We start from the raw sequence: 21970 nt of genomic DNA, 5'->3' as shown, positions 1-21970 counted from the left end.
ATGCAACAGATGAAATCCGATGGGAGAACGGTGATGGCGAAGGAGCGGGTGACCGTTGTCGACATAGCGCGCGCCGCCGGCGTGTCGAAGTCGACCGTGTCGCTCGTCCTGCAGGGAAGCCCGCTCGTCAACGAGGCGACGCGGGCCAAGGTAAATGCGGCGATCCGCGATCTCGGCTATGTCTACAATCGCAGCGCCGCCAATCTGCGCCAGGCGAAGTCGAAGATCATCGGCATCGTCGTCAACGACCTGACGAACAGCTTCTTCGCGGAGCTTGCCGTCGGCGTCGATGCGGTGGTGCAGTCGGCGGGCTTCGTCCAGTTCCTTGCCAATACGAGCGAGAAGATCGAGCGCCAGCGCGAGGTCATCGCCTCGATGCGCGAGCATGGGGTCTCCGGGCTGATCATCTCGCCGGCACGCGGCACGGAAGCGGCCGACCTCGCCCCGCTCGTCGCGAGCGGCATTCCCGTCGTCCTCGTCGTGCGCGACATCGCCGGCGCCGGCGTCTCGTCGCTCACCTCCGACAACCAGGCCGGAGCCATGGCAGCGGTTCGCCATCTCATCGAGCGCGGCCACCGGCGGATCACATTTCTTGGGGGCTTCCCCGATACGGCCGTCTTCGAGGCGCGCATGCGCGGCTATCGCGATGCGCTTCGCGAGGCGGGCGTCCCGGTACTCGACGAACTGATCATCGGCTCGGCACCGTCGCGGGCCGGCGGCGTCACGGCGATCGAGCAGGCGATGATGCTGAAGGAACGGCCGAGCGCCGCACTCTGCTTCAACGATGCCGTCGCCTTCGGCGTTTGCGATGGATTGCGGGCGCGGCGGCTGGAGCCGGGAGCGGATTTCGCGGTGATCGGCTTCGACGACGTGATCGAGGCGAAGACCGCGGTGCCGGCGCTGACCACCGTCTCCGTCCAGCCGCAGGGCATGGGCGAGCGCGCGGCGGAACTGCTGCTGAAGCAGATCAATGCCGGGCGTGCCGAGCCTGAAGCGATCATCAACCCGGTGCGGCTCGTCGTTCGCCAGAGCTGCGGCGGCCTCGTCGAAGGCAGAGTGAAGGAGATATCGTCATGATCCGATGGGGATTGATCGGCGCGAGCACCATCGCGCGCGAATGGGTGATCAGGGCGATCCGTGCCGCCGGCGGCGAGGTCGTTTCGGTGCTGAGTTCGAGCGAGGAGCGTGGCCGGGCCTATGCCGCGGAAAACGGCATCGCGAAGGCGGTCACCGGTATCGACGACCTGGTCGGCGATCCGGAGGTCGATGCCGTCTATATCTCGACGACCAACGAGCTTCATCACGACCAGGCGCTCGCGGCGATTCACGCCGGCAAGCATGTTTTGTGCGAGAAGCCGCTGGCGATGAACCTCAACGACGGCTGCGAGATGGTGCTGAAGGCATGCGAGGCCGGCGTGGTGCTCGGCACCAACCATCACCTGCGCAACGCCGCCACGCACCGGGCGATGCGCGAGGCGATCGCCGCCGGCCGGATTGGCAGGCCGATTGCGGCACGGGTGTTCCACGCCGTCTATCTGCCGCCGCACCTCCAGGGCTGGCGGCTCGACAAGCCGGAAGCCGGCGGCGGCGTGATCCTCGACATCACCGTGCACGATGCCGATACGCTGCGCTTCATTCTCGACGACGATCCAATCGAGGCGGTGGCCATCAGCCACAGCGCCGGCATGGGCAAGGAGGGGCTCGAGGATGGCGTCATGGGGGTCCTGCGCTTCCGCTCCGGCGTGATCGCCCAGTTCCACGATGCCTTCACGACGAAATATGCCGAGACCGGGCTCGAAGTGCACGGCACCGACGGTTCGCTGATCGGCCGCAACGTCATGACCCAGCGCCCGGTCGGCACCGTGACGCTGAGGAATGAAGAGGGCGAGGTCGAGCTGCCGCTCGACCACCGCAATCTCTACGAAACGGCCCTCAACGCCTTCCATGCCGCAATCGAAGGAAACGGCCGGCCGTCGGCGACGGGCGAGGACGGAGTCTGGTCGCTCGCCACCGGCCTCGCCGTCGTCAAGGCCGCGGCCACCGGCGTCGCCGCCCACATCGAAACGGGACTCTGATGTCGATGAGCAAGCATATTTCGCCGGCAGAAGCGGCTGCAATGATCCCGGACGGCGCCGTCGTTTCGGTCTCCTCTTCGAGCGGTCTCGGCTGCCCGGACCTGATGCTGAAGGCGATCGGCGAGCGCTTCGAGGCGACCGGCCACCCGCGCGACCTGACGACGCTGCATCCGATTGCCGCCGGCGACATGAGCGGCATCAAGGGGGTCGATTACATCGCCCGGAAGGGTCTGCTGAAGACGATCATCGGCGGCTCCTATCCTTCCGGCCCCTCGAGTGCCGAGCCACCGCTGATCTGGCAGATGATCGGCGCGAATGAAGTCGCGGCCTACAACATTCCATCCGGCATCCTCTTCGACATGCACCGCGAGGCGGCGGCAAAACGCCCGGGCGTGATGACCAAGGTGGGTCTCGACACCTTCGTCGATCCGTCGCGCGAAGGCTGCGCCATGAATGCTGCCGCCGCCGCCGAACCGGTGGTGAAGAAGATTACCTTCGAGGGCGAGGACTGGCTCTATTTCAAGGCGATCGCGCCAGAGGTGGCGATCATCCGCGCGACCACCGCGGACGAGCGCGGCAATCTCACCTATGAGCACGAGGGCGCCTATCTCGGCGGGCTCGACCAGGCGCTCGCCGCCCGCAACAATGGCGGCATCGTCATCGCCCAGGTGAAGCGCATCGCCAAGGAAGGTTCGTTCAAACCGCACGACGTGCGGGTGCCGGGCGTGCTCGTCGATTACGTCGTCGTCGATCCGGATCAGAAGCAGACGACACAGACGCTCTACGATCCGGCGATTTCCGGCGAGATCTTCCGGCCGCTCGACAGTTTCCGCGTCCCGGAATTCAATATCCAGAAGGTGATCGCCCGCCGCGTCGCGCAGGAGCTCGAGGCGGGAAGCGCCGTCAATCTCGGCTTCGGCATCTCGGCCAACGTGCCGCGCATCCTCTTGGAAGAGGGGCTGCATGGTGCCGTCACCTGGGTGATCGAACAGGGCGCGGTCGGCGGTGTGCCGCTGCTCGACTTCGCCTTCGGCTGCGCCTCCAATGCCGATGCCTTCATGCCGTCGCCCTACCAGTTCACCTATTTCCAGGGCGCCGGCTTCGACGCGTCGCTGCTCTCCTTCTTGGAGATCGACCGTAGCGGCTCGGTCAATGTCTCGAAGCTCAGCTTCCGCCCGCATGTGACCGCCGGCGCCGGTGGCTTCGTCGACATCACCGCGCGGGCGAAGAAGATCGTCTTCTCCGGCATGTTCAACGCCGGCGCGAAACTTGGCGTCACGGACGGGCGACTCGTCATCGAGAAGGAAGGCAAGCTCAAGAAGCTCGTTAATCAGGTCGAGCACGTCACCTTCTCGGGACGCCGGGCCATCGAGCAGGGGCAGGACATCACCTACGTCACCGAGCGCTGCGTCATGAAGCTGACGGCCGAGGGCCTCTTGCTCACCGAGATTGCGCCGGGCGTCGACATTGAGGCGCATATCCTCGACCAGTCGGAATTCCCGCTGGTGGTTTCCGACAGGCTGAGGGTGATGGACGCGGCGCTCTTCCACCAGGCGCCGCTGGGGCTCAAGCTGCCGGCGAAGCGCCGGCGCGAGATCAGGGGAGGTGCTGATGGCTGACGAGCGCATCCGTATCGAGATCGACGGTGCCGTCGCGACGATGACCGTCGCGCGGCCGGAAAAACTCAATGCCTTCGACATCGACATGCTGAAGGCGCTCGCTTCCGCCTGCGATGCGGTCGAGGCAAATCGCGACGTGCGCGCCGCGATCCTTACGGGCGAGGGCAAGGCGTTCTCCGCCGGGGGCGACATCAAGGCCTGGGGCGGCATGGATGCCGTCGCCTTCGGCCATGACTGGGTGCGCTTCGGCCACCGGGTTTTCGAGCGCCTCGCGACGCTGCGCATGCCGGTGATCGCCGCCTTAAACGGCCATGCGCTCGGCGGCGGCCTCGAACTGGCCGCGGCGGCGGATATCCGCATCGCCGAAAGCCAGGTGAAGATCGGCCTGCCGGAAACGAGCCTCGGCATGGTGCCCGGCTGGTCCGGCACTCAGCGCCTCGTTGCCCGTTTCGGCGCGCAGATCGTGCGGCGCATGGTGCTCGGCGGCGAGATGTTCTCGGCGGAGGCGGCGAGGGCCGAAGGGCTCGTCGATGCCGTGGTCGAGACCGGTACGGTCATGGCCGCGGCGCGGGATTATGCCGGGCGGATCGCTCGCCGCGGCCCGGCGGCGCTCGAAATATCGAAGCTGATGATCGCTTCGGCGAATGGCGAGGACAAGGGTGCCGCCGTCGAGACGCTGGGTTCGATCCTCGTCGCCAAGACCGGCGATCTCAGGGAAGGCGTCGCGGCCTTCAGCGAAAAGCGCGAAGCGCGCTTCAAGGGAGAATGGTGATGATGGTTCTGCTGAGGCCGAAGCCGCTTGGCGACTACACGGTCCGCGAATTCCGCATGCTGATCGACGGCCAATGGATGGCCGGCACCGAAGACCGGACAATCGAGCGCGTGGCGCCCGGTCATGGCGTCGTCGTCAGCCGCTATGCCGCGGCGACCAAGGTGGATGCCGAGCGCGCCATCGCCGCGGCGCGACGCGCCTTTGACGACGGTCCCTGGCCGCGCATGACGGCATCCGAACGCTCGCTGATCCTGCTCCGCGCTGCCGACATGATTGCCGCGCGCGCCGAGGAGCTTGCCTTTCTCGACGCGATCGAATCCGGCAAGCCGATCAGCCAGGCCAAGGGTGAACTCGCGGGTGCGGCCGATATCTGGCGCTATGCCGCAGCGCTCGCCCGCGAGCTTTCCGGCGAAAGCTACAACACACTCGGCGACGGAACCCTCGGCGTCGTGCTGCGCGAGGCGATCGGTGTCGTCTCGATCATCACGCCCTGGAACTTCCCCTTTCTGATCGTCAGCCAGAAGTTGCCCTTCGCGCTGGCCGCCGGCTGCACGTCAGTGGTCAAGCCTTCGGAACTCACCTCCGCCTCGACCCTCGTCCTCGGCGAAATTCTCGAGGCCGCAGGAGTTCCGGCAGGCGTTGTCAACATCATCGTCGGCACCGGGCCGGAGGCAGGTGCGCCGCTCACCACCCATCCGGATGTGGACATGGTCTCCTTCACCGGCTCGACCGGGGTGGGGCGGCTGACCATGGCGAATGCGGCGCAGACCCTAAAGAAGGTGTCACTCGAACTCGGCGGCAAGAACCCGCAGATCGTCTTCCCCGACGCCAATCTCGACGAGTTCGTCGATGCGGCGGTGTTCGGCGCCTATTTCAATGCCGGCGAATGCTGCAATGCCGGCTCGCGGCTGATCCTGCATCGCGACATCGCCGAGGAGGTCACGGCCCGGATCGCCAGCCTGTCGGCCAAGGTCAAGGTCGGCGACCCGCTCGATCCGGAGACGCAGGTCGGCGCGATCATCACGCCGCAGCATCTGGAAAAGATCGCCGGCTATGTAACTGCCGCCGCGGGCGAGGGGGCGGCCGTCAGCCACGGCGGTGCAGCGCTCGATCTCGGCATGGGCCAGTTCATGGCGCCGACCATTCTTTCGTCCGTCCGTCCGGAAATGGCGGTGGCGCGCGAGGAGGTTTTCGGGCCGGTCCTCTCGGTCCTCACCTTCGAGACGACCGAGGAGGCGATCCGCATCGCCAATTCGATCGACTATGGGCTCTCGGCCGGCGTCTGGAGCCGCGACTTCGACACGTGCCTGACGATCGGGCGGCGTGTACGTGCCGGCACGATCTGGATGAATACCTTCATGGACGGCGCCTCCGAACTGCCCTTTGGCGGCTACCGCCAGTCGGGTCTCGGGCGTGAACTCGGGCGGCATGCGGTGGAAGACTACACGGAAACCAAGACGCTCAACATGCATATCGGCCGGCGCACCAGCTGGTGGATGCCGCGCTGAGATCGGGATCGGGAGGCAGGTCGAAGATGCGATTACTCGCTAGGTTCGCAGCAACGATGAGGCAGGGGAGGCGGATGCCGTGCCTTGGCTCGTCGACCGCCCGCCAGTCAGACCGCGCCGTCTCCCGGGACTTCGGCGGGCATCTTGAAGCGAAGCTCCGGGTCGAGCAGCAATTGCAGCTCGCCGATATCGGTACTGCCGCCGATGCGGTGCAGCAGGATGCGTCCCATATGCGCGCCGGTCTCGGTCAGGTCCTCATAGATGGTGTCGACCTGCGGCTGGATGGCCCCGAGCAGCGGCGAGGTCTGCTTGGCGACGATGTCGTATTCGAGCCCCAGCCTCAGGCCGCAATCGCTCATGCCGGTGATCGTCGCCAAGGCGCAGACCTCGCCGCCGCAGGTGAAGCCGTCCGGCGGATCCTTCTCGGTCTGGCGCCGGCGGATCCGGTCGCGGATCGCGCCCGCCGGACTGTCGAGGTCGATGTCGGAGAGGATTTCGTAGGCGCAGCCCGTCTCGCGCACAGCCGTCATGAAGCCATGCAGGATGTGGCCGCTGAAGGTGAAATCGGACGGGCCGCTGATCAGCGCCGGCTTGCGGCGGCCCTTGGCGATCAGCCGCCGCGTCGCCTCATAGGTGAAGGTGAAATTGTCGTAGTCGACGAAGGGATGCGCGGTGGCAAGCTCGGTGCGGCCGTGGGTGACGAAGGGAAAGCCGGCCTCCGAAAGCAGCTTGACGCGCGGATCGAGAGGTTCGGTGCGCGAGAAGATCAACCCGTCGGCCATGCCGTTGCGGATAACGTAGTTCACCGCATCGATATTCGCCGCATCGAGGAAGTTCGGCATGACGATCAGGTGGTAGGCGGTGCCCTGCAGCGCGCGGGCGATGCCGGCCATGACCGAAGTGCCGTAGCCGAGGATCTCTTCGTGCGGCGCGAGCAGCACCGCGATCACGTTGGTGCGCCCGGTCTTCAGGCGCTGGGCGGCGCGGTCCGGGGAGTAGCCGATGTCGAGCGCCACCTGACGCACCCGCTGGCGCGTCTCGAGCGAGATCTGCGGCGCATCGGCAAGCGCCCGCGAGACCGTGGTGACGGCGAGACCGGTGATGTCGGCGATGGTGCGCAGGGTGGGCTTGCCGCGCCTTTGCGCGGTTCCTTCCGGGCGAACGGGTTTCGTAGGATCGGCCAAACGAATGCTTCCCTGCAAGCGGTCAAGAGCGGCATTTGTAACGTGACGCCAACCATCAGGCAATCGTATGATGCAAACGATTTAAACCGTCCTAGCGCGGATTTTCTGCTGCGCCGCAGCATCTGCGTTGTGCCGCAGAACGCAGGTAACTCAGACTGTTTCGGCGGAAGAGTGGTCGAACGGCGGGTCCGCTTGACTCGTGGCGATTTGTAACGTTTTAAATTGAGCGGGCGGTGCATGCCGCAAGCCCAAGCTGCCCCTGAGAGTGGGCGGCAAATCAAGCAAGGCGGAGGAGATTTCCGCTTCGGTAACTTGCAAACGGGAGGAAACGATGCGCAAGTTGATGACGACGACGGCTGTTGCAGCACTGATGTTGGCGGCAACCGCCGCGCGCGCAGCAGAGAACGTGGAGGTGCTGCACTGGTGGACGTCCGGTGGCGAAGCGGCGGCGCTCGACGTTCTGAAGAAGGACCTAGAAAGTAAGGGCATCACCTGGACCGATATGCCGGTGGCCGGCGGCGGCGGCACCGAGGCAATGACCGTGTTGCGCGCCCGCGTCACCTCGGGCAATGCGCCTACGGCGGTGCAGATGCTCGGCTTCGACATTCTCGATTGGGCCAAGGAAGGGGCGCTCGGCAACCTCGACGAGATCGCCGCCAAGGAGGGCTGGGACAAGGTGGTTCCCGCCGCCCTGCAGCAGTTCTCCAAATATGACGGCCACTGGATCGCCGCTCCCGTGAACGTCCATTCGACCAACTGGGTCTGGATCAACAAGGCGGCGCTCGACAAGGCCGGCGGCAAGGAGCCGGCCAACTGGGATGAGCTGATCGCGCTGCTCGACAAGTTCAAGGAGCAGGGCATCACTCCGGTCGCTCACGGCGGCCAGCCCTGGCAGGATGCGACGATCTTCGACGCGGTCGTGCTTTCGCTCGGCAACGACGTCTACAAGAAGGCCTTCATCGACCTCGATCCGGCGACGCTCGGCGGCGACAAGATGAAGGAAGCCTTCGATCGGATGACGAAGCTCAGATCCTATGTCGACGACAACTTCTCCGGCCGCGACTGGAACCTCGCCTCGGCGATGGTCATCGAGAACAAGGCCGGCCTGCAGTTCATGGGCGACTGGGCGAAGGGCGAATTCCTGAAGGCGAAGAAGGTGCCGGGCACCGATTTCGTCTGCATGCGCTTCCCGGGAACGCAAGGCTCGGTCACCTTCAACTCCGACCAGTTCGCGATGTTCAAGGTCTCGGACGACAAGGTCCCGGCGCAGCTGCAGATGGCCTCGGCGATCGAAAGCCCGACCTTCCAGTCGGCCTTCAACGTCGTCAAGGGATCGGTTCCGGCCCGCACCGACGTTCCGGATACCGACTTCGACGCCTGCGGCAAGAAGGGCATCAAGGACCTTGCCGAAGCCAATGCCAACGGCACGCTCATGGGCTCCATGGCGCATGGCCACGCCAACCCGGCCGCCGTCAAGAACGCCATCTACGACGTGGTGACCCGCCAGTTCAACGGCGAGCTCAGCTCCGAAGAGGCGGTGAAGGAACTCGCCGCGGCGGTCGAGGCTGCGAAGTAAGGGTGGTGCGGGGGAGGGGCTTGCCCCTCATCCCGCTGCCGAGACCTTCTCCCCGCCTGCGGGGAGAAGGGACAAACAGCGAGCTCGGCGTGCCTTTCATCTCCTGAGGGCTGAGCTGTCCCCTTTCCCGGGAGGGAGGGGGCGGAGGCGCCGCGGCATATCCCTTCTCCCCGCGTGCGGGGAGAAGGTGCCGGCAGGCGGATGAGGGGCAAAAAAGAAACGATACGGTGGTAACAAACATGGATAGCCGCACCCGGCTGCAGGAGCTTCTGCCGAAGCTCGTGCTCGCCCCCAGCTTTCTCATAGTTCTGGTGTTCGTCTACGGCTTCATCGTCTATACGGGCTTCCTGTCGCTGACGGACAGCAAGATGCTGCCGTCCTACAATTTCGTCGGGCTCACGAATTTCAGCCGGCTCTGGGCGCTGCCGCACTGGTGGCGGGCGGTCAGCAATCTGGCGATCTTCGCGACGCTCTATATCGTCATCTGCTCGGTGCTCGGCTTGGCGCTGGCGATCCTGCTCGACCAGAAGATCCGCGCCGAAGGGTTTCTCCGGCCGATCTATCTCTATCCGATGGCGCTCTCCTTCATCGTCACCGGCACCGCCTGGAAGTGGTTCCTCGACCCCGGCATCGGGCTTGAGAACACCATGCATCTGTGGGGCTGGGAGAGCTTCTCCTTCAACTGGATCAAGGACCGCAACTACGCGATCTATTGCGTCGTCATCGCCGCCGTCTGGCAGTCGACCGGCTTCATCATGGCGATGTTCCTGGCGGGCTTGCGCGGCGTCGACAACGAGATCATCAAGGCCGCCCAGATCGACGGGGCGACGACGCCGACCATCTACCGGCGGATCATCATACCGCTGATGCGGCCGGTCTTCCTCTCGGCTTTCGTCGTTCTCGCCCATCTCGCCATCAAGGCCTACGACCTGATCATCGCCTTGACCGGCGGCGGGCCGGGGCAGGCGACGGAGCTGCCGGCGACCTTCATGTATTCCTACACCTTCACCCGCAATCAGATGGCGATCGGCGCCTCGTCGGCAATCATCATGCTAGTGATGATCTTCTCGATCATCGTCCCCTATCTCTATTCCGAAATCCGGGGAGGAAAACGCTGATGGGCGCTCCCAGTCCCGAGAACGTCATCTCGCACAACCGCCTGACTCGGGCGCTGATCTACTTGGCGCTGATCCTCTTCGCGCTCTATTCGCTGCTGCCGCTCTACGTGATGGTGGTGAATTCCCTGAAGCCGCTCGACGAAATTCGCCAGGGGGGCATGCTCAACCTGCCGCAGACCTGGACGATCGAGCCCTGGCTTTCCGCCTGGTCGACGGCGCAGATCGGCGTGCAGCCGACCGGTCTCCGCCCCTTCTTCATCAACTCGATCCTGATGGTCGTTCCGGCCGTTGCGATCTCGACGATCATCGGTGCGCTCAACGGCTATGTACTGACCAAGTGGCGCTTCCCGGGAGCGAACATCTTCTTCGGCATGCTGCTCTTGTCCTGCTTCATCCCGTTCCAGATCGTGCTGATCCCGATGGCGCGCATCCTCGGCATTCTCGGCATTGCGGGGTCGATCTGGGGGCTGATCCTCGTCCATGTGGTCTACGGCATCGGCTTCACGACGCTCTATTTCCGCAACTATTACGAGGCCTTCCCGACCGAATTAGTCCGCGCCGCGCAGATCGACGGAGCGAGCTTCTTCCAGATCTTCCGGCGGATCATGCTGCCGTCCTCCGGGCCGATCATCGTCGTCTCGGTCATCTGGCAGTTCACCAATATCTGGAACGACTTCCTGTTCGGTGCCTCGTTCTCCGGCCCCTATTCGACGCCGATGACGGTGGCGCTCAATAACCTGGTGAGCTCGTCGACGGGGGTCAAGGAATACAACGTCCACTTCGCCGGCGCGATCCTCGCCGCCCTGCCAACGCTCATCGTCTATATCGTGTCCGGCCGCTACTTCGTCCGCGGGCTGATGTCCGGCGCCGTGAAAGGGTAAGCCCATGTCATTCTTGAAAATCAGCAATCTGCGCAAATCCTACGGCTCACTGGAGATCCTGAAGGATATCAACATCGAGATCGAACAGGGCGGCTTTCTCGTGCTCGTCGGCCCGTCTGGCTGCGGCAAGTCGACATTGCTCAACACGATCGCTGGGCTGGAGCCGATCACCTCGGGCGACATCGCCATCGACGGCCGCTCGGTCTCGGGGCTGCACCCGTCGAAGCGCGACATCGCCATGGTGTTCCAGTCCTATGCGCTCTACCCGAATATGACGGTCGCCGGGAACATCGCCTTCGGCATGGAAATCCGCGGCGTGCCGAAGGATGAGCGCGACAAGGCGATCAAGCAGGTCGCCGACATGCTGCAGATCGGTCATCTGCTCGAGCGCAAGCCCGGCCAGCTTTCCGGCGGACAGCGCCAGCGCGTCGCCATGGGCCGGGCACTGGTGCGCGACCCGAAACTCTTCCTCTTCGACGAGCCGCTGTCGAACCTCGACGCGAAGCTGCGCGTCGACATGCGCACCGAAATCAAGCGCCTGCACCACCGCATGAAGACGACGATCGTCTATGTGACGCATGACCAGATCGAGGCGATGACGCTCGCCACCAAGATCGCCGTGTTGAAGGACGGCGTGCTGCAGCAGTTCGGAACGCCGGCCGAGATCTACAACAACCCGGCCAATATGTTCGTCGCCGATTTCATGGGATCGCCGGCGATGAACCTGCTGAAGGCGCGGATCGAAGCGGCCGGGGCGAACGTCGCGGTCACGCTGGAGCGGCCGAATGCCGAGCCGCTGAAGCTCGCCATGCCGCATGACGGTGCGCTCTCCGCCTATGCTGGCCGTGACGTGGTCTTCGGCATCCGTCCTGAGGCACTGACCGATCCGGACGGCGCCGACCGCAATGCGAAGTTCGTCGCCGAGGGCGACTGCCTGATCGAGGTGGTCGAACCCGCGGGTTCCGATACCTTCGCGGTGACCCGTCTCGGGGGCAAGGAAATCGTCGCGCGGCTCAGGGCAGACGCCCGCATCGCCCCCGGCCAGACGTCGCGGCTCGCCTTCAATCTCGACAAGGCGGTGTTCTTCGACCCCGAGAGCCAGATGCGGATCGCATGAGCCAGAGCATGCAGAGCCAGCCGGATATCGTCATCATCGGTTCGGGTGTCGGCGGCGCCACGGTGGCCGCGGGACTTGCCGCTTCGGGCGCCGAAATCCTCATCCTCGAGGCCGGCCACCACATCGAGGACCTGCCGGTCAATCGCGACCAGCGGGCGATCTTCCAGCGCGGACATTTCCGGCCGAAGGAGACCTGGTACGAGGCGGGCGGCGCCGACTTCAACCCCGGCAACTACTACAATGTCGGCGGCAACTCGAAATTCTACGGGGCGGTGCTCACACGCTACCGCCGCGAGGATTTCGAGGAGATGCGGCATCTCGACGGCGTCTCGCCCGCCTGGCCCTTTTCCTATGAGGAGCTCGAACCCTGGTACGCCAGGGCGGAAGCGCTCTACCAGGTGCGCGGACGCCTCGGCGAGGACCCGACCGAACCGGCGCATTCGAACGACTATCCGCATGCGCCGGTGCCGGACGAGCCGGCGATCGCCAAGGTGCGCAAGCGGCTGCGCGAAAACGGCCTGCATCCCTATTCGCTGCCGCTCGGCATCGATATCGACCGCTGGCTCGCCAAGGGCAAGACGCCCTGGGACGCACATCCGAACAGTTTCGACGGCAAGATGGACGCCGAGACGGCGGCGCTGACTGCGGCGCTCGAATATCCGAATGTCCGCCTGCAGACCGGTTCGCGGGTTACGCTGCTGACTACGGCGCCAGACGGCAAGGCGATTGCTTCCGTGCACTATGTCAAAGACGGTGTGGAACACAGTCTCTCGCCAAAGCTCGTCATTCTCTCCGCCGGCGCCGTGCAATCGGCCGTTCTGCTGCTGCGCTCGGCGGACGACCGCAACCCGGCCGGCCTCGCCAACCGCTCCGACCAGGTCGGCCGCAATTTCATGAACCACAATTCGAGCGCGGTGATCGCGCTCAGCCCTTGGTATCGCAACGATTCCGTCTACCAGAAGACCTTCGGCCTCAACGATTTCTATCTTTCCGATGGCGAGGGTGGGCCGCCGCTCGGCAATATCCAGCTCCTCGGCCGCGTCTCCGGCGCGATCCTGAAGGCCAACATGCGGTCGATGCCCGAATGGCTGCTCGGCCAGGTTTCTTCCCGCGCCATCGACTTCTACGCCATGAGCGAGGATCTGCCGTCGCCCGAAAGCCGCATCATGGTCGACGGCGACCGCATCCTGCTCCAATGGGTACGCACCAACTGGCATGCGCATCTGAAGCTCGTCGCCAAGCTGAAGGCGGTGCTGAAGCAGGCAGGCTTTCCGGTGGTGTTGGCGCGCGCCTTCGACAAGCGGACGCCGTCGCACCAGTGCGGAACGGTGCGGATCGGCAATGACCCGGCACAGGCGCCGCTCGACGTCCATTGCCGCGCCTTCGACCATCCGAACCTCTTCGTCGTCGATGCAGGCTTCCTGCCGACCTCCGCCGCCGTCAATCCGGCCCTGACGGTCGCGGCCCAGGCGCTGCGCGTCGCCGATCATATCGTTAGGGAGGATCTCCGGGCATGACGGACAAGGCTCGCCCCGTCGCGATCGTCACCGGCGGCCGCCGCGGCATCGGCCTCGGCATCGCCCGGGCTCTTGCGGCCGGTGGTTTCGATATCGCGATTACCGGCATCGGTGACGCGGACGGCGTGGCGCCGGTCATCGCCGAACTTGAGGCGCTCAGGGCACGCGCCATCTTCCTCCGGGCCGACATTGCGGATCTTTCCGGTCACCAGACAACCGTCGACGCGGTGATCACCGCCTTCGGCAGGATCGACTGCCTTGTGAATAATGCCGGCATCGCCTCCGTGGTGCGCGGCGATTTCCTCGACCTGAAGCCGGAGAATTTCGACACGATCGTCGGGATCAACCTGCGCGGCACGGTCTTTTTTACCCAAGCCGTTTTGAAGGCCATGCTTGCGGTCGAGGCGGGCGCGCCACGTTCGATCATCAACATCACCTCGGTCTCCGCGGCGATGACCTCGCCGGAGCGGCTCGACTACTGCATGAGCAAGGCGGGCCTTGCCGCCTTCAGCCAAGGCCTGGCGCTGCGGCTCGCCGAGACTGGCATCGCGGTTTTCGAGGTGCGCCCGGGGATCATCCGCTCCGACATGACCGCCGCCGTCTCCGGCAAATACGATGCGCTGATCGCCGGCGGGCTGGTACCGGTCAAGCGTTGGGGCGAGCCCGAGGATATCGGCAATATCGTTGCCGGCCTCGCCAGCGGCAAATTTGCTTTCGCCACCGGCTCAGTCATTCAGGCCGATGGGGGCCTGTCGATCAGTCGACTTTAGCAGCAAGGAGCGTCTCGTCAGAGGCGTCCGCCAGATTTATCACGACTTCTATTTGGAACGTTCCAATAGAGGCGGCGGAGGAACGGAGAATGGCATTCGACTACATCATCACCGGTGCCGGCCCGGCCGGCTGCGTGCTTGCCAATCGGCTGAGCGAGGATCCGACGGTCAAGGTGCTGCTGCTGGAAGCCGGCGGCGGCGACTGGAATCCGCTGTTCCACATGCCGGCCGGCTTTGCCAAGATGACCAAGGGCGTGGCGAGCTGGGGCTGGCACACGGTGCCGCAGAAGCACATGAAGGGCAGGGTGCTGCGCTATACGCAGGCGAAGGTGATCGGCGGCGGTTCGTCGATCAATGCGCAGCTCTACACCCGCGGCAATGCCGTCGATTACGATCTCTGGGCGAGCGAGGACGGCTGCGCCGGCTGGGACTATCGCAGCGTGCTTCCCTATTTCAAGCGCGCCGAGGACAATCAGCGCTTCGCCGACGACTACCATTCCTATGGCGGGCCGCTCGGTGTCTCGATGCCGGTCTCGTCGCTGCCGATCTGCGACGCCTATATCCGCGCCGGCCAGGAGCTCGGTATTCCCTACAATCACGATTTCAACGGCAAGCAGCAGGCGGGCGTCGGCTTTTATCAGCTGACCCAGCGCAACCGCCGGCGCTCCTCCGCGTCGCTCGCCTATCTCTCGCCGATCAAGGATCGCAAGAACCTGACGGTGCGCACCGGTGCCCGCGTCGCCCGCATCGTGCTCGAAGGAAGCCGCGCCGTCGGCGTCGAAGTGGTGACCGCCAAGGGCAGCGAGGCGGTCCGCGCCGAACGGGAGGTGCTGGTCTCCTCCGGCGCCATCGGCTCGCCGAAGCTGCTCTTGCAGTCCGGCATCGGCCCGGCCGACCACCTGCGCTCGATCGGCGTCGAGGTTCGGCATGACTTGCCCGGCGTCGGCGGCAATCTGCAGGACCACCTCGACCTCTTCGTGATTGCCGAATGCACCGGCGACCACACCTATGACAATGTCGCCAAGCTGCACCGCACGCTCTGGGCGGGCCTTCAATATGTGCTTTTCCGCTCGGGTCCGGTCGCCTCGTCGCTCTTCGAGACCGGCGGCTTCTGGTATGCCGATCCGAATGCCCGCTCGCCGGATATCCAATTCCATCTCGGCCTCGGCTCGGGCATCGAGGCGGGCGTGGCGCGGCTGAAGAACGCCGGCGTCACGCTCAACTCCGCCTATCTGCATCCGCGCTCGCGCGGCACCGTTCGCCTTTCCTCGGCCGATCCGGCGGCCGCGCCGCTGATCGACCCCAACTACTGGGAGGATCCGCATGACCGCAAGATGTCGCTCGAAGGCCTGCAGATCGCCCGCGAGATCATGCAGCAGCCGGCCCTCGAACCCTTCGTGCTCGCCGAACGTTTGCCGGGTAAGGATATCAAGACGGACGAGCAGCTCTTCGACTATGGCTGCGCCAATGCCAAGACCGATCATCATCCGGTCGGCACCTGCAAGATGGGCACGGATGCGGCGGCTGTGGTCGATCTGGAGCTGAAGGTGCGCGGCCTAGAGGGTCTGCGGGTCTGCGACAGTTCGGTGATGCCGCGGGTGCCGTCGTGCAACACCAACGGGCCGACGATCATGATGGGCGAGAAGGGGGCCGACATCATCCGCGGCCTGCCGCCGCTGCCGCAGGCCGTGTTCGAGCACGAGCGCAACGACACGCGGCCGCGGGCTCGCGCGGCAATTCGCTGACGCGAGGCAAGCATGATCCGCCACTGCGTTTTGATCCGCCTTCGCCCCGAGGTAAGCAAGGCCGACGTTTGCCCCTCATCACGCTTCCGCGACCTTCTCCCCGCAAGCGGGGAGAAGGGGTATGCCGCGCCCTCTTTGTCCGCTCTCCCCGCGCGCGGGGAGCGGGCTAGTCCTCGGGTTAAACCCGAGGAGAGGGGCAATCGCCGAGCCGTCACCGATCGCGACGGCGCAGATCATCGCAGAATCGGCGCAAAAATCATTGCGACGGCGGAGGGCGGCGTCCAAGGTGTGTTCGTCTTTGACCTCGAGATCCCGGACTGATTCATGGCATCGATCGAGCCGCGCTCCTTTCTGACCTCCGTCTTCGAGGCTGCCGTCGTGGCGGCCGACCCTGAAGCCGCCATTCGCGCCCATCTGCCGAAGCGGCCGAAGGGGCGAACGATCGTGATCGGTGCCGGCAAGGCGGCAAGCCAAATGGCCGCCGCCTTTGAGCGGCTCTGGGACGGCCCGTTCGAAGGGGTGGTGGTCGCTCGCCATGGGCCGATCGAAAATTGCGCCCGCATCAAGGTGCTGCAATCGGCCCATCCCGTGCCGGACGAGGCGGGGCTCATCGCCTCCGCGGGACTCCTCGAACGGGTCGAGGGACTGACCGCCGACGACCTGGTGATTGCGCTTGTCTCCGGCGGCGGCTCCGCGCTGCTGCCGGCGCCGCCGAATGGGCTGACGCTCGAGGACGAGATTGCCGTCAACCGGGCGCTGCTTGCTTCCGGGGCACCGATCTCGGCGATGAACGTGGTGCGCAAGCACGTGTCGCGGGTCAAGGGTGGGCGCCTGGCCCTCGCCGCCTCGCCGGCGCGCGTCGTCAGTCTGGTCGTATCGGACGTCCCGGGTGACAATCCCGCCTTCGTCGCCTCCGGGCCGACCGTGCCGGACCGGTCGAGCCTGGAAGAGGCACGCGAGATCGTCGCGCGCTACGCCATGGCGCTGCCGGAGCGGGTCGTCGCCCATCTTCGCTCGGATGCGGCGCGCGCACCGAGCCCCGACGATCCTGCCTTTGCCGGCAACGAGGTCCATGTGATCGCTTCGGCGAGCGTGTCGCTGGAAGCTGCGGCGGCGCGGGCGCGGCAGAGCGGCATCGAGGCGATGATCCTGTCGGATGCGATCGAGGGCGAGGCGCGCGATATCGGCCGCATGCATGCCGCACTCGCCCGCGAAGTGGCGTTGCGCGCCCGACCTTTCGCCAAACCCGTCGTGCTGCTTTCCGGCGGCGAGACGACGGTGACGATTTCCGGCAAGGACTACGGCAAGGGCGGCCGCAACAGCGAGTTCCTCTTGTCGCTGGCGCTCGACATAGATGGCGTCGCGGGGATCGATGCGCTCGCCGCAGACACGGACGGCATCGATGGTTCTGAAGACAATGCCGGCGCCTTTGCCGACGGGACGAGTGTCGGCCGCATGCGGGCGGCAGGCGCCGATCCCCGCGCCCATCTCGCCCGCCACGACGCCTGGTCGGCCTTCGCCGCCAGCGGCGACCTCTTCGCGCCGGGTCCTACCGGCACCAATGTCAATGATTTCCGGGCGATCTTGATTCGCTGATGTGAATGACCACGGCGCAACATGGCCCCTCCCCAGCCCCTCCCCACAGGTGGGCTTAAGTTGCCGCGGCCTCTGCGATCCTCTTTACGGTACGGCAGATGCTACGTTGGAAAATGGCAATCGGCCGCAGCGGGCGCCAAAGCCCCTCCCACCTGTGGGGAGGGGTTGGGGAGGGGGCGAGCCACGAGGCACGAAAGGCGTCGGGGAACACCTATGCCGCAAGCCCCTTCTTCGCCAGCATCGCATCCGGGCTCGGCAGCTTGCCGCGAAAGGCCCTGTAGGCGTCTTCCGGATCGATCGCCCCGCCGACGGAATAGATGTGGCCCTTGAGCTTGGCCGCCATTGCCGGATCGAAGGGGTCGCCGGTCTCCTCGAAGGCGGCGAAGGCGTCGGCGTCGAGCACCTCCGACCACATGTAGGAATAGTAGCCGGCCGAGTAGCCGTCTCCGGAGAAGACATGCAGGAAATGCGGGCTGCGATGCCGCATGACGATCGATGCCGGCAGATCGATCCTTTCGAGCGTCGCCGCCTCGAGCGCCATCGGATCGCCGATGTTTTCCGCCGTATGATAGGCCATGTCGACGAGCGCCGACGCGGTGAACTCGACGGTGGCAAAGCCGGAATTGAAGGTCCGCGCCGCCAGCACCTTGTCGAGGAGGGCGTTCGGCATCGGTTCGCCGGTGCGGTAGTGCACGGCGTATTTCCTAAGAATCTCCGGCACCGTCAGCCAATGCTCGTAAAGCTGTGACGGCAGTTCGACGAAGTCGCGCGAAACGCCGGTGCCAGACACCGAGGGGTAGGTGACGTTCGACAGCATGCCGTGCAGCGCGTGGCCGAACTCGTGGAAGAGGGTGCGGGCGTCGTCGATGGAAAGCAGTGCCGGCTTGCCGTCGGCGGGCTTGGCGAAGTTGCAGACATTGTAGACGATCGGGATTTCGCCGACCGCACCGTTCTTCAATTTCAGCTTGTGCTGCGACTGGAAGGAGCTCATCCAGGCGCCGGAGCGCTTGGAGGAGCGGGCGAAGTAGTCGCCGAGGAAGAGCGCCGCGAGCTTGCCCGAAGCGTCGCGGATCTCGAAGACGCGGACGTCCGGATGGTAGGCGGCGATGCCGCTCTTTTCCGTCACCGTAATGCCGAAGAGACGATGGGCGACGTCGAAGCAGGCGCCGATAATCCTTTCAAGCTGCAGATAGGGCTTCAGCTCGCTTTCCGAGAAGCTGAACTTTTCCGCTCTCAGCTTTTCGGCATAGTGGCGCCAGTCCCAGGGCATCACGTCGTGATTGCGGCCTTCAGCAGCGATCAGCCTGGCAAGATCCGCCTCTTCCTCCCGGGCGCGGGCCACCGCCTTTTCCCAGACCCGCAGCAACAGGCCGTTCACCGCTTCCGGCGTCTTCGCCATGGTGTCGTCGAGCTTGAGTGCGGCGTAGTTCGGATAGCCGAGCAGCTTCGCCTTTTCCGCCCGTAGCGAAAGCGTCTCGGCGATGATGCCGCGATTGTCGGTCTCGCCGCCATTTTCGCCGCGCGCCGTCCAGGCCCGGAAAGCCTGCTCGCGAAGCTCGCGGTTTTCCGAGAAGGTCAGGAACGGCTCGACGATAGAGCGCGACAGCGTCACCGCATACTTGCCGTCCTCGCCCCGGTCGCGTGCCGCTTCGGCCATCGCGTCCTTGAGGAAATCCGGCAGCCCGGCCAGTTCCTCATCGCTCGTGAGCATGAGCGACCAGTTCTTCTCATCGGCCAGCACGTTCTGGCCGAATTTCGCGCCGAGGCCGGCAAGCGTTTCGTTGATTGTCGCGAGTCGCTCCTGCTCCGCCTTGTCGAGCTTGGCGCCGGACTTGACGAAACCCTTCCAGTGCCGTTCGAGAACACGCGTCGCCTCGAGATCGAGTCCGAGTTCCTGCCGCTTCTCCCACAGCGTGTCGATGCGGCTGAAGAGCACCGGATTCGTGCCGATCTTCGAATAGTGGCGCGACATCTTCGGTGCAATGTCGCGCTCCAGCGCCTGGATCACCTCGTTGGTGTGGGCACCGGCCTTGGTCCAGAACAGTGCCGAAACGCGCGACAGCTCGTCGCCGGCGATCTCCAGAGCGACGACAGTATTGTCGAAGCTCGGCGGCTCGGGATTGTTGGCGATCGCCTCGATCTCCGCCTCGTGGCTCGCGAAGGCCGCATCGAAGGCGGGCGCGAAGTCCTCGTCGTTTATCGCCGCGAAGCGCGGCAGGCCCTCATGGCCTGTCCAGTGTGTGAGGGCGGGATTGAGCGAAGCGTCGGCGGTCATGAGATTCCTTTCGCATGCGGATCGCACCGGGCGTGGGCTTGACGCACCGGCAGATGTGAAGTGGTTGGCGGACGCGGGCTGTTCAAGCCCTGCGCATGCCGAAAAGACCGGGCGCCGCGTGCCAGATCGCCTGCACGGCGAAGCCGATGAAGAGCAGCCCGGATAGCCGGACGATGGTGAGCTCGTGGCGCCGGTAGAAGCGCCGGACGACCGAGGCGCCGATAATGGCGACCAGAATCACATCGGCGAGCAGGAAACCGATCAGCGACACGGCGAGCAGCATCGGCAGGGCGTCGAATTCCAAGGCGTTGGCGGAGCCGGCGAGGAGCGCCGTGAAGGTCGCGAGCGCCACCGGATAACCCTTGGGATTGGTGAGCCCGAAGATCAGCCCGCGTCGGAGCGGCCGCTCGACCGTCATCAGGGCGCGATTGTCGCCCTTCGGCCGGGCCTTCAGCGCCGTCCAGCCAATCCAGGCGAGATAGGCGCCGCAGATGAGCCCGAGAATGTCAAAGAGCGCCGTACCGATCGAGCGGGCACCGACGATGGCGATGAGCGCCAGCGTCGACCAGAGGATATCGCCGGCGAGGTGGCCGCCCATGAACAGCGCGCCGGCCTTGCGGCCCTGGCCGGCGCCGATGCCAAGCAGCGCCAGGAAGGCGGGGCCGGGGACCAGGGTGTAGGAAAGGGCCGCAAGGAAGGCACCGACTAGAAGCGTCTCGGACATCTTGGAAACCCCGGTTGTGGAATTCGGTCATTCGAGCGCCCGGCGCCGATTCCGTCAAGCGGAAACGGCAGCGGCGGCGAACGTCTGGCGGCATCAGTGACGGTGCAGAGGTTTGCGGAAGGTGAGAATATCGATCGTGGCCTAAACCAGCTCTGCGACAGCCCGAATGAACCTGCGCATGGGTTTTTCCTCGTCGTTGGGGCGAACCGGTGATCGGTCCATATTATCATTTTCCCGCGTTCCGGCGGGCGAGGTCTGTTTCCGAGGGAACCGGTAGACGCGCACAAATCTTTCGCCAACGCGATTTCCCTCGATACGAAGTTGCGTTAAGAACCGCCCGAGTTTTCCCCTCGAGAAGGACTATCCATGACTGTGCGCAATCTCTTCCTTCTGCCCGGCGACGGCATCGGCCCGGAAGCCATGGCGGAAGTCCGTAAAATCATCGCTTACATGAACTCCGAGCAGGACGCCGGTTTCGTCACGGAGGAGGGGCTCGTGGGTGGATCCGCCTATGACGCCCACGGCGCGGCGATCTCGGAAGAGGACATGGCCAAGGCCCTTGCCGCCGACGCGGTGCTTTTCGGCGCCGTCGGCGGACCGAAATGGGACGCGGTTCCCTATGAAGTGCGCCCGGAAGCCGGACTTCTCCGCCTGCGCAAGGATCTGGAACTCTTTGCGAACCTGCGCCCGGCCATCTGCTATCCGGCGCTTGCCAACGCGTCCTCGCTGAAGCCGGAGCTGGTCGAAGGCCTCGACATCCTGATCGTCCGTGAGCTGACCGGCGGCGTCTATTTCGGCGAGCCGAAGGAAATCATCGATCTCGGCAACGGCCAGAAGCGCGGCATCGACACCCAGGTTTACGACACCTACGAGATCGAGCGCATCGCCGGCGTCGCCTTCGAGCTGGCGCGCACCCGCAACAACCGCGTCTGCTCGATGGAAAAGCGCAACGTCATGAAGTCGGGCGTGCTCTGGAACCAGGTTGTTACCGAGACGCACAAGGCAAAGTATTTCGACGTTCAGCTCGAGCACATGCTGGCCGACGCAGGTGGCATGCAGCTGGTGCGGCAACCGAAGCAGTTCGACGTGATCGTCACGGACAACCTGTTCGGCGACATGCTGTCGGACGTCGCTGCGATGCTGACCGGTTCGCTCGGCATGCTGCCTTCGGCCTCGCTCGGGGCACCGGACGCCAAGACCGGCAAGCGCAAGGCGCTCTACGAGCCGGTGCATGGCTCGGCGCCGGACATTGCCGGCCAGGGCATCGCCAACCCGATCGCGATGATCGCCTCCTTCGCCATGTGCCTGCGCTACTCCTTCAACCTCGTGAAGGAAGCCGATAATCTCGAAAAGGCAATCGCCAACGTGCTCGACAAGGGCATCCGCACCGGCGACATCATGGCGGATGGCTGCCGGAAGGTCGGCACCGTCGAAATGGGCGACGCCATTCTCGCCGAGTTCAAGGCGCTCTCGGCCTGATCGGCCGTTACGCT

Annotated in this window: 17 protein-coding genes; 14 read left to right on the top strand and 3 right to left on the bottom strand. The window is 65.1% G+C overall.

The window, feature by feature from the left end:
- Window positions 1–33 precede the first annotated feature (33 nt).
- From CO656_RS12985 to CO656_RS12965, 5 genes are read left to right on the top strand one after another with little or no spacing between them, the layout of a single operon-like run.
- Complete coding sequence (locus tag CO656_RS12985; RefSeq protein WP_097526061.1) at window positions 34–1077, top strand: LacI family DNA-binding transcriptional regulator; 1044 nt, start codon at window positions 34–36, stop codon at window positions 1075–1077.
- Window positions 1074–2075, top strand: coding sequence for a Gfo/Idh/MocA family oxidoreductase (locus tag CO656_RS12980; protein WP_037418295.1), 1002 nt, complete (start codon window positions 1074–1076; stop codon window positions 2073–2075). Before CO656_RS12985 ends, CO656_RS12980 begins: the two co-directional genes overlap by 4 nt.
- On the top strand, window positions 2075–3694 hold the full coding sequence (locus tag CO656_RS12975; RefSeq protein WP_097526059.1) for an acyl CoA:acetate/3-ketoacid CoA transferase: 1620 nt from the start codon (window positions 2075–2077) through the stop codon (window positions 3692–3694). Before CO656_RS12980 ends, CO656_RS12975 begins: the two co-directional genes overlap by 1 nt.
- Window positions 3687–4466: an enoyl-CoA hydratase/isomerase family protein gene (locus tag CO656_RS12970; RefSeq protein ID WP_037418301.1), complete on the top strand. Its 780-nt coding sequence runs from the start codon at window positions 3687–3689 to the stop codon at window positions 4464–4466. The genes CO656_RS12975 and CO656_RS12970 overlap by 8 nt, the downstream gene beginning before the upstream one ends.
- Window positions 4466–5974 carry an aldehyde dehydrogenase family protein gene (locus CO656_RS12965; RefSeq protein WP_037418304.1) on the top strand — a complete coding sequence of 503 codons (1509 nt, stop codon included), beginning with the start codon at window positions 4466–4468 and terminating at the stop codon, window positions 5972–5974. The genes CO656_RS12970 and CO656_RS12965 overlap by 1 nt, the downstream gene beginning before the upstream one ends.
- Window positions 5975–6081: 107 nt before the next feature.
- Here the strand turns inward: CO656_RS12965 and CO656_RS12960 are convergent, their stop codons facing one another.
- Window positions 6082–7158, bottom strand: a complete 1077-nt coding sequence (locus CO656_RS12960) for a LacI family transcriptional regulator (RefSeq protein ID WP_097526057.1) — start codon at window positions 7156–7158, stop codon at window positions 6082–6084.
- A gap of 343 nt (window positions 7159–7501) precedes the next feature.
- Here CO656_RS12960 and CO656_RS12955 point away from each other — a divergent pair, with 343 nt between their 5' ends.
- From CO656_RS12955 to CO656_RS12915, 8 genes are all read left to right on the top strand, one after another.
- On the top strand, window positions 7502–8734 hold the full coding sequence (locus CO656_RS12955; protein ID WP_234819771.1) for an ABC transporter substrate-binding protein: 1233 nt from the start codon (window positions 7502–7504) through the stop codon (window positions 8732–8734).
- Window positions 8735–8973: 239 nt separating this feature from the next.
- Complete coding sequence (locus tag CO656_RS12950; RefSeq protein ID WP_037418313.1) at window positions 8974–9852, top strand: sugar ABC transporter permease; 879 nt, start codon at window positions 8974–8976, stop codon at window positions 9850–9852.
- The gene (locus CO656_RS12945; protein WP_097526056.1) at window positions 9852–10733 is read left to right on the top strand and encodes a carbohydrate ABC transporter permease; all 882 of its coding nucleotides are present in this window, start codon (window positions 9852–9854) and stop codon (window positions 10731–10733) included. The genes CO656_RS12950 and CO656_RS12945 overlap by 1 nt, the downstream gene beginning before the upstream one ends.
- A gap of 4 nt (window positions 10734–10737) precedes the next feature.
- Complete coding sequence (locus CO656_RS12940) at window positions 10738–11850, top strand: ABC transporter ATP-binding protein (protein WP_097526054.1); 1113 nt, start codon at window positions 10738–10740, stop codon at window positions 11848–11850.
- Window positions 11847–13367, top strand: a complete 1521-nt coding sequence (locus tag CO656_RS12935) for a GMC family oxidoreductase (RefSeq protein ID WP_097526052.1) — start codon at window positions 11847–11849, stop codon at window positions 13365–13367. The genes CO656_RS12940 and CO656_RS12935 overlap by 4 nt, the downstream gene beginning before the upstream one ends.
- Window positions 13364–14137: a 3-ketoacyl-ACP reductase gene (locus tag CO656_RS12930; RefSeq protein ID WP_097526050.1), complete on the top strand. Its 774-nt coding sequence runs from the start codon at window positions 13364–13366 to the stop codon at window positions 14135–14137. Before CO656_RS12935 ends, CO656_RS12930 begins: the two co-directional genes overlap by 4 nt.
- Window positions 14138–14226: 89 nt before the next feature.
- Complete coding sequence (locus CO656_RS12925; protein WP_097526049.1) at window positions 14227–15882, top strand: GMC family oxidoreductase N-terminal domain-containing protein; 1656 nt, start codon at window positions 14227–14229, stop codon at window positions 15880–15882.
- Between the two features lie 324 nt (window positions 15883–16206).
- Window positions 16207–17478 carry a glycerate kinase gene (locus tag CO656_RS12915; protein ID WP_095678024.1) on the top strand — a complete coding sequence of 424 codons (1272 nt, stop codon included), beginning with the start codon at window positions 16207–16209 and terminating at the stop codon, window positions 17476–17478.
- 211 nt (window positions 17479–17689) lie between these two features.
- On the opposite strand, the gene CO656_RS12910 is transcribed toward CO656_RS12915, so the two are convergent.
- Entirely contained in the window at window positions 17690–19753 is a 2064-nt protein-coding gene (locus CO656_RS12910; RefSeq protein ID WP_097526045.1) for a M3 family metallopeptidase, read from the bottom strand.
- Between the two features lie 82 nt (window positions 19754–19835).
- A complete protein-coding gene (locus CO656_RS12905; protein ID WP_097526043.1) occupies window positions 19836–20477 on the bottom strand; it encodes a LysE family translocator in 642 nt (213 codons plus the stop codon).
- 366 nt (window positions 20478–20843) lie between these two features.
- Between CO656_RS12905 and leuB the strand changes: the two genes are divergently transcribed.
- Window positions 20844–21956, top strand: coding sequence for a 3-isopropylmalate dehydrogenase (gene leuB, locus CO656_RS12900; protein ID WP_097526042.1), 1113 nt, complete (start codon window positions 20844–20846; stop codon window positions 21954–21956).
- Window positions 21957–21970: the final 14 nt, after the last annotated feature.

Origin of the sequence: Sinorhizobium sp. FG01 (assembly GCF_002531875.1) — a bacterium.
GTDB classification, from domain to species: Bacteria; Pseudomonadota; Alphaproteobacteria; order Rhizobiales; family Rhizobiaceae; genus Sinorhizobium; species Sinorhizobium fredii_C.
The sequence above is the reverse complement of the archived record's forward strand: the minus strand, read 5'-3'. Positions and strand labels throughout refer to the sequence as shown.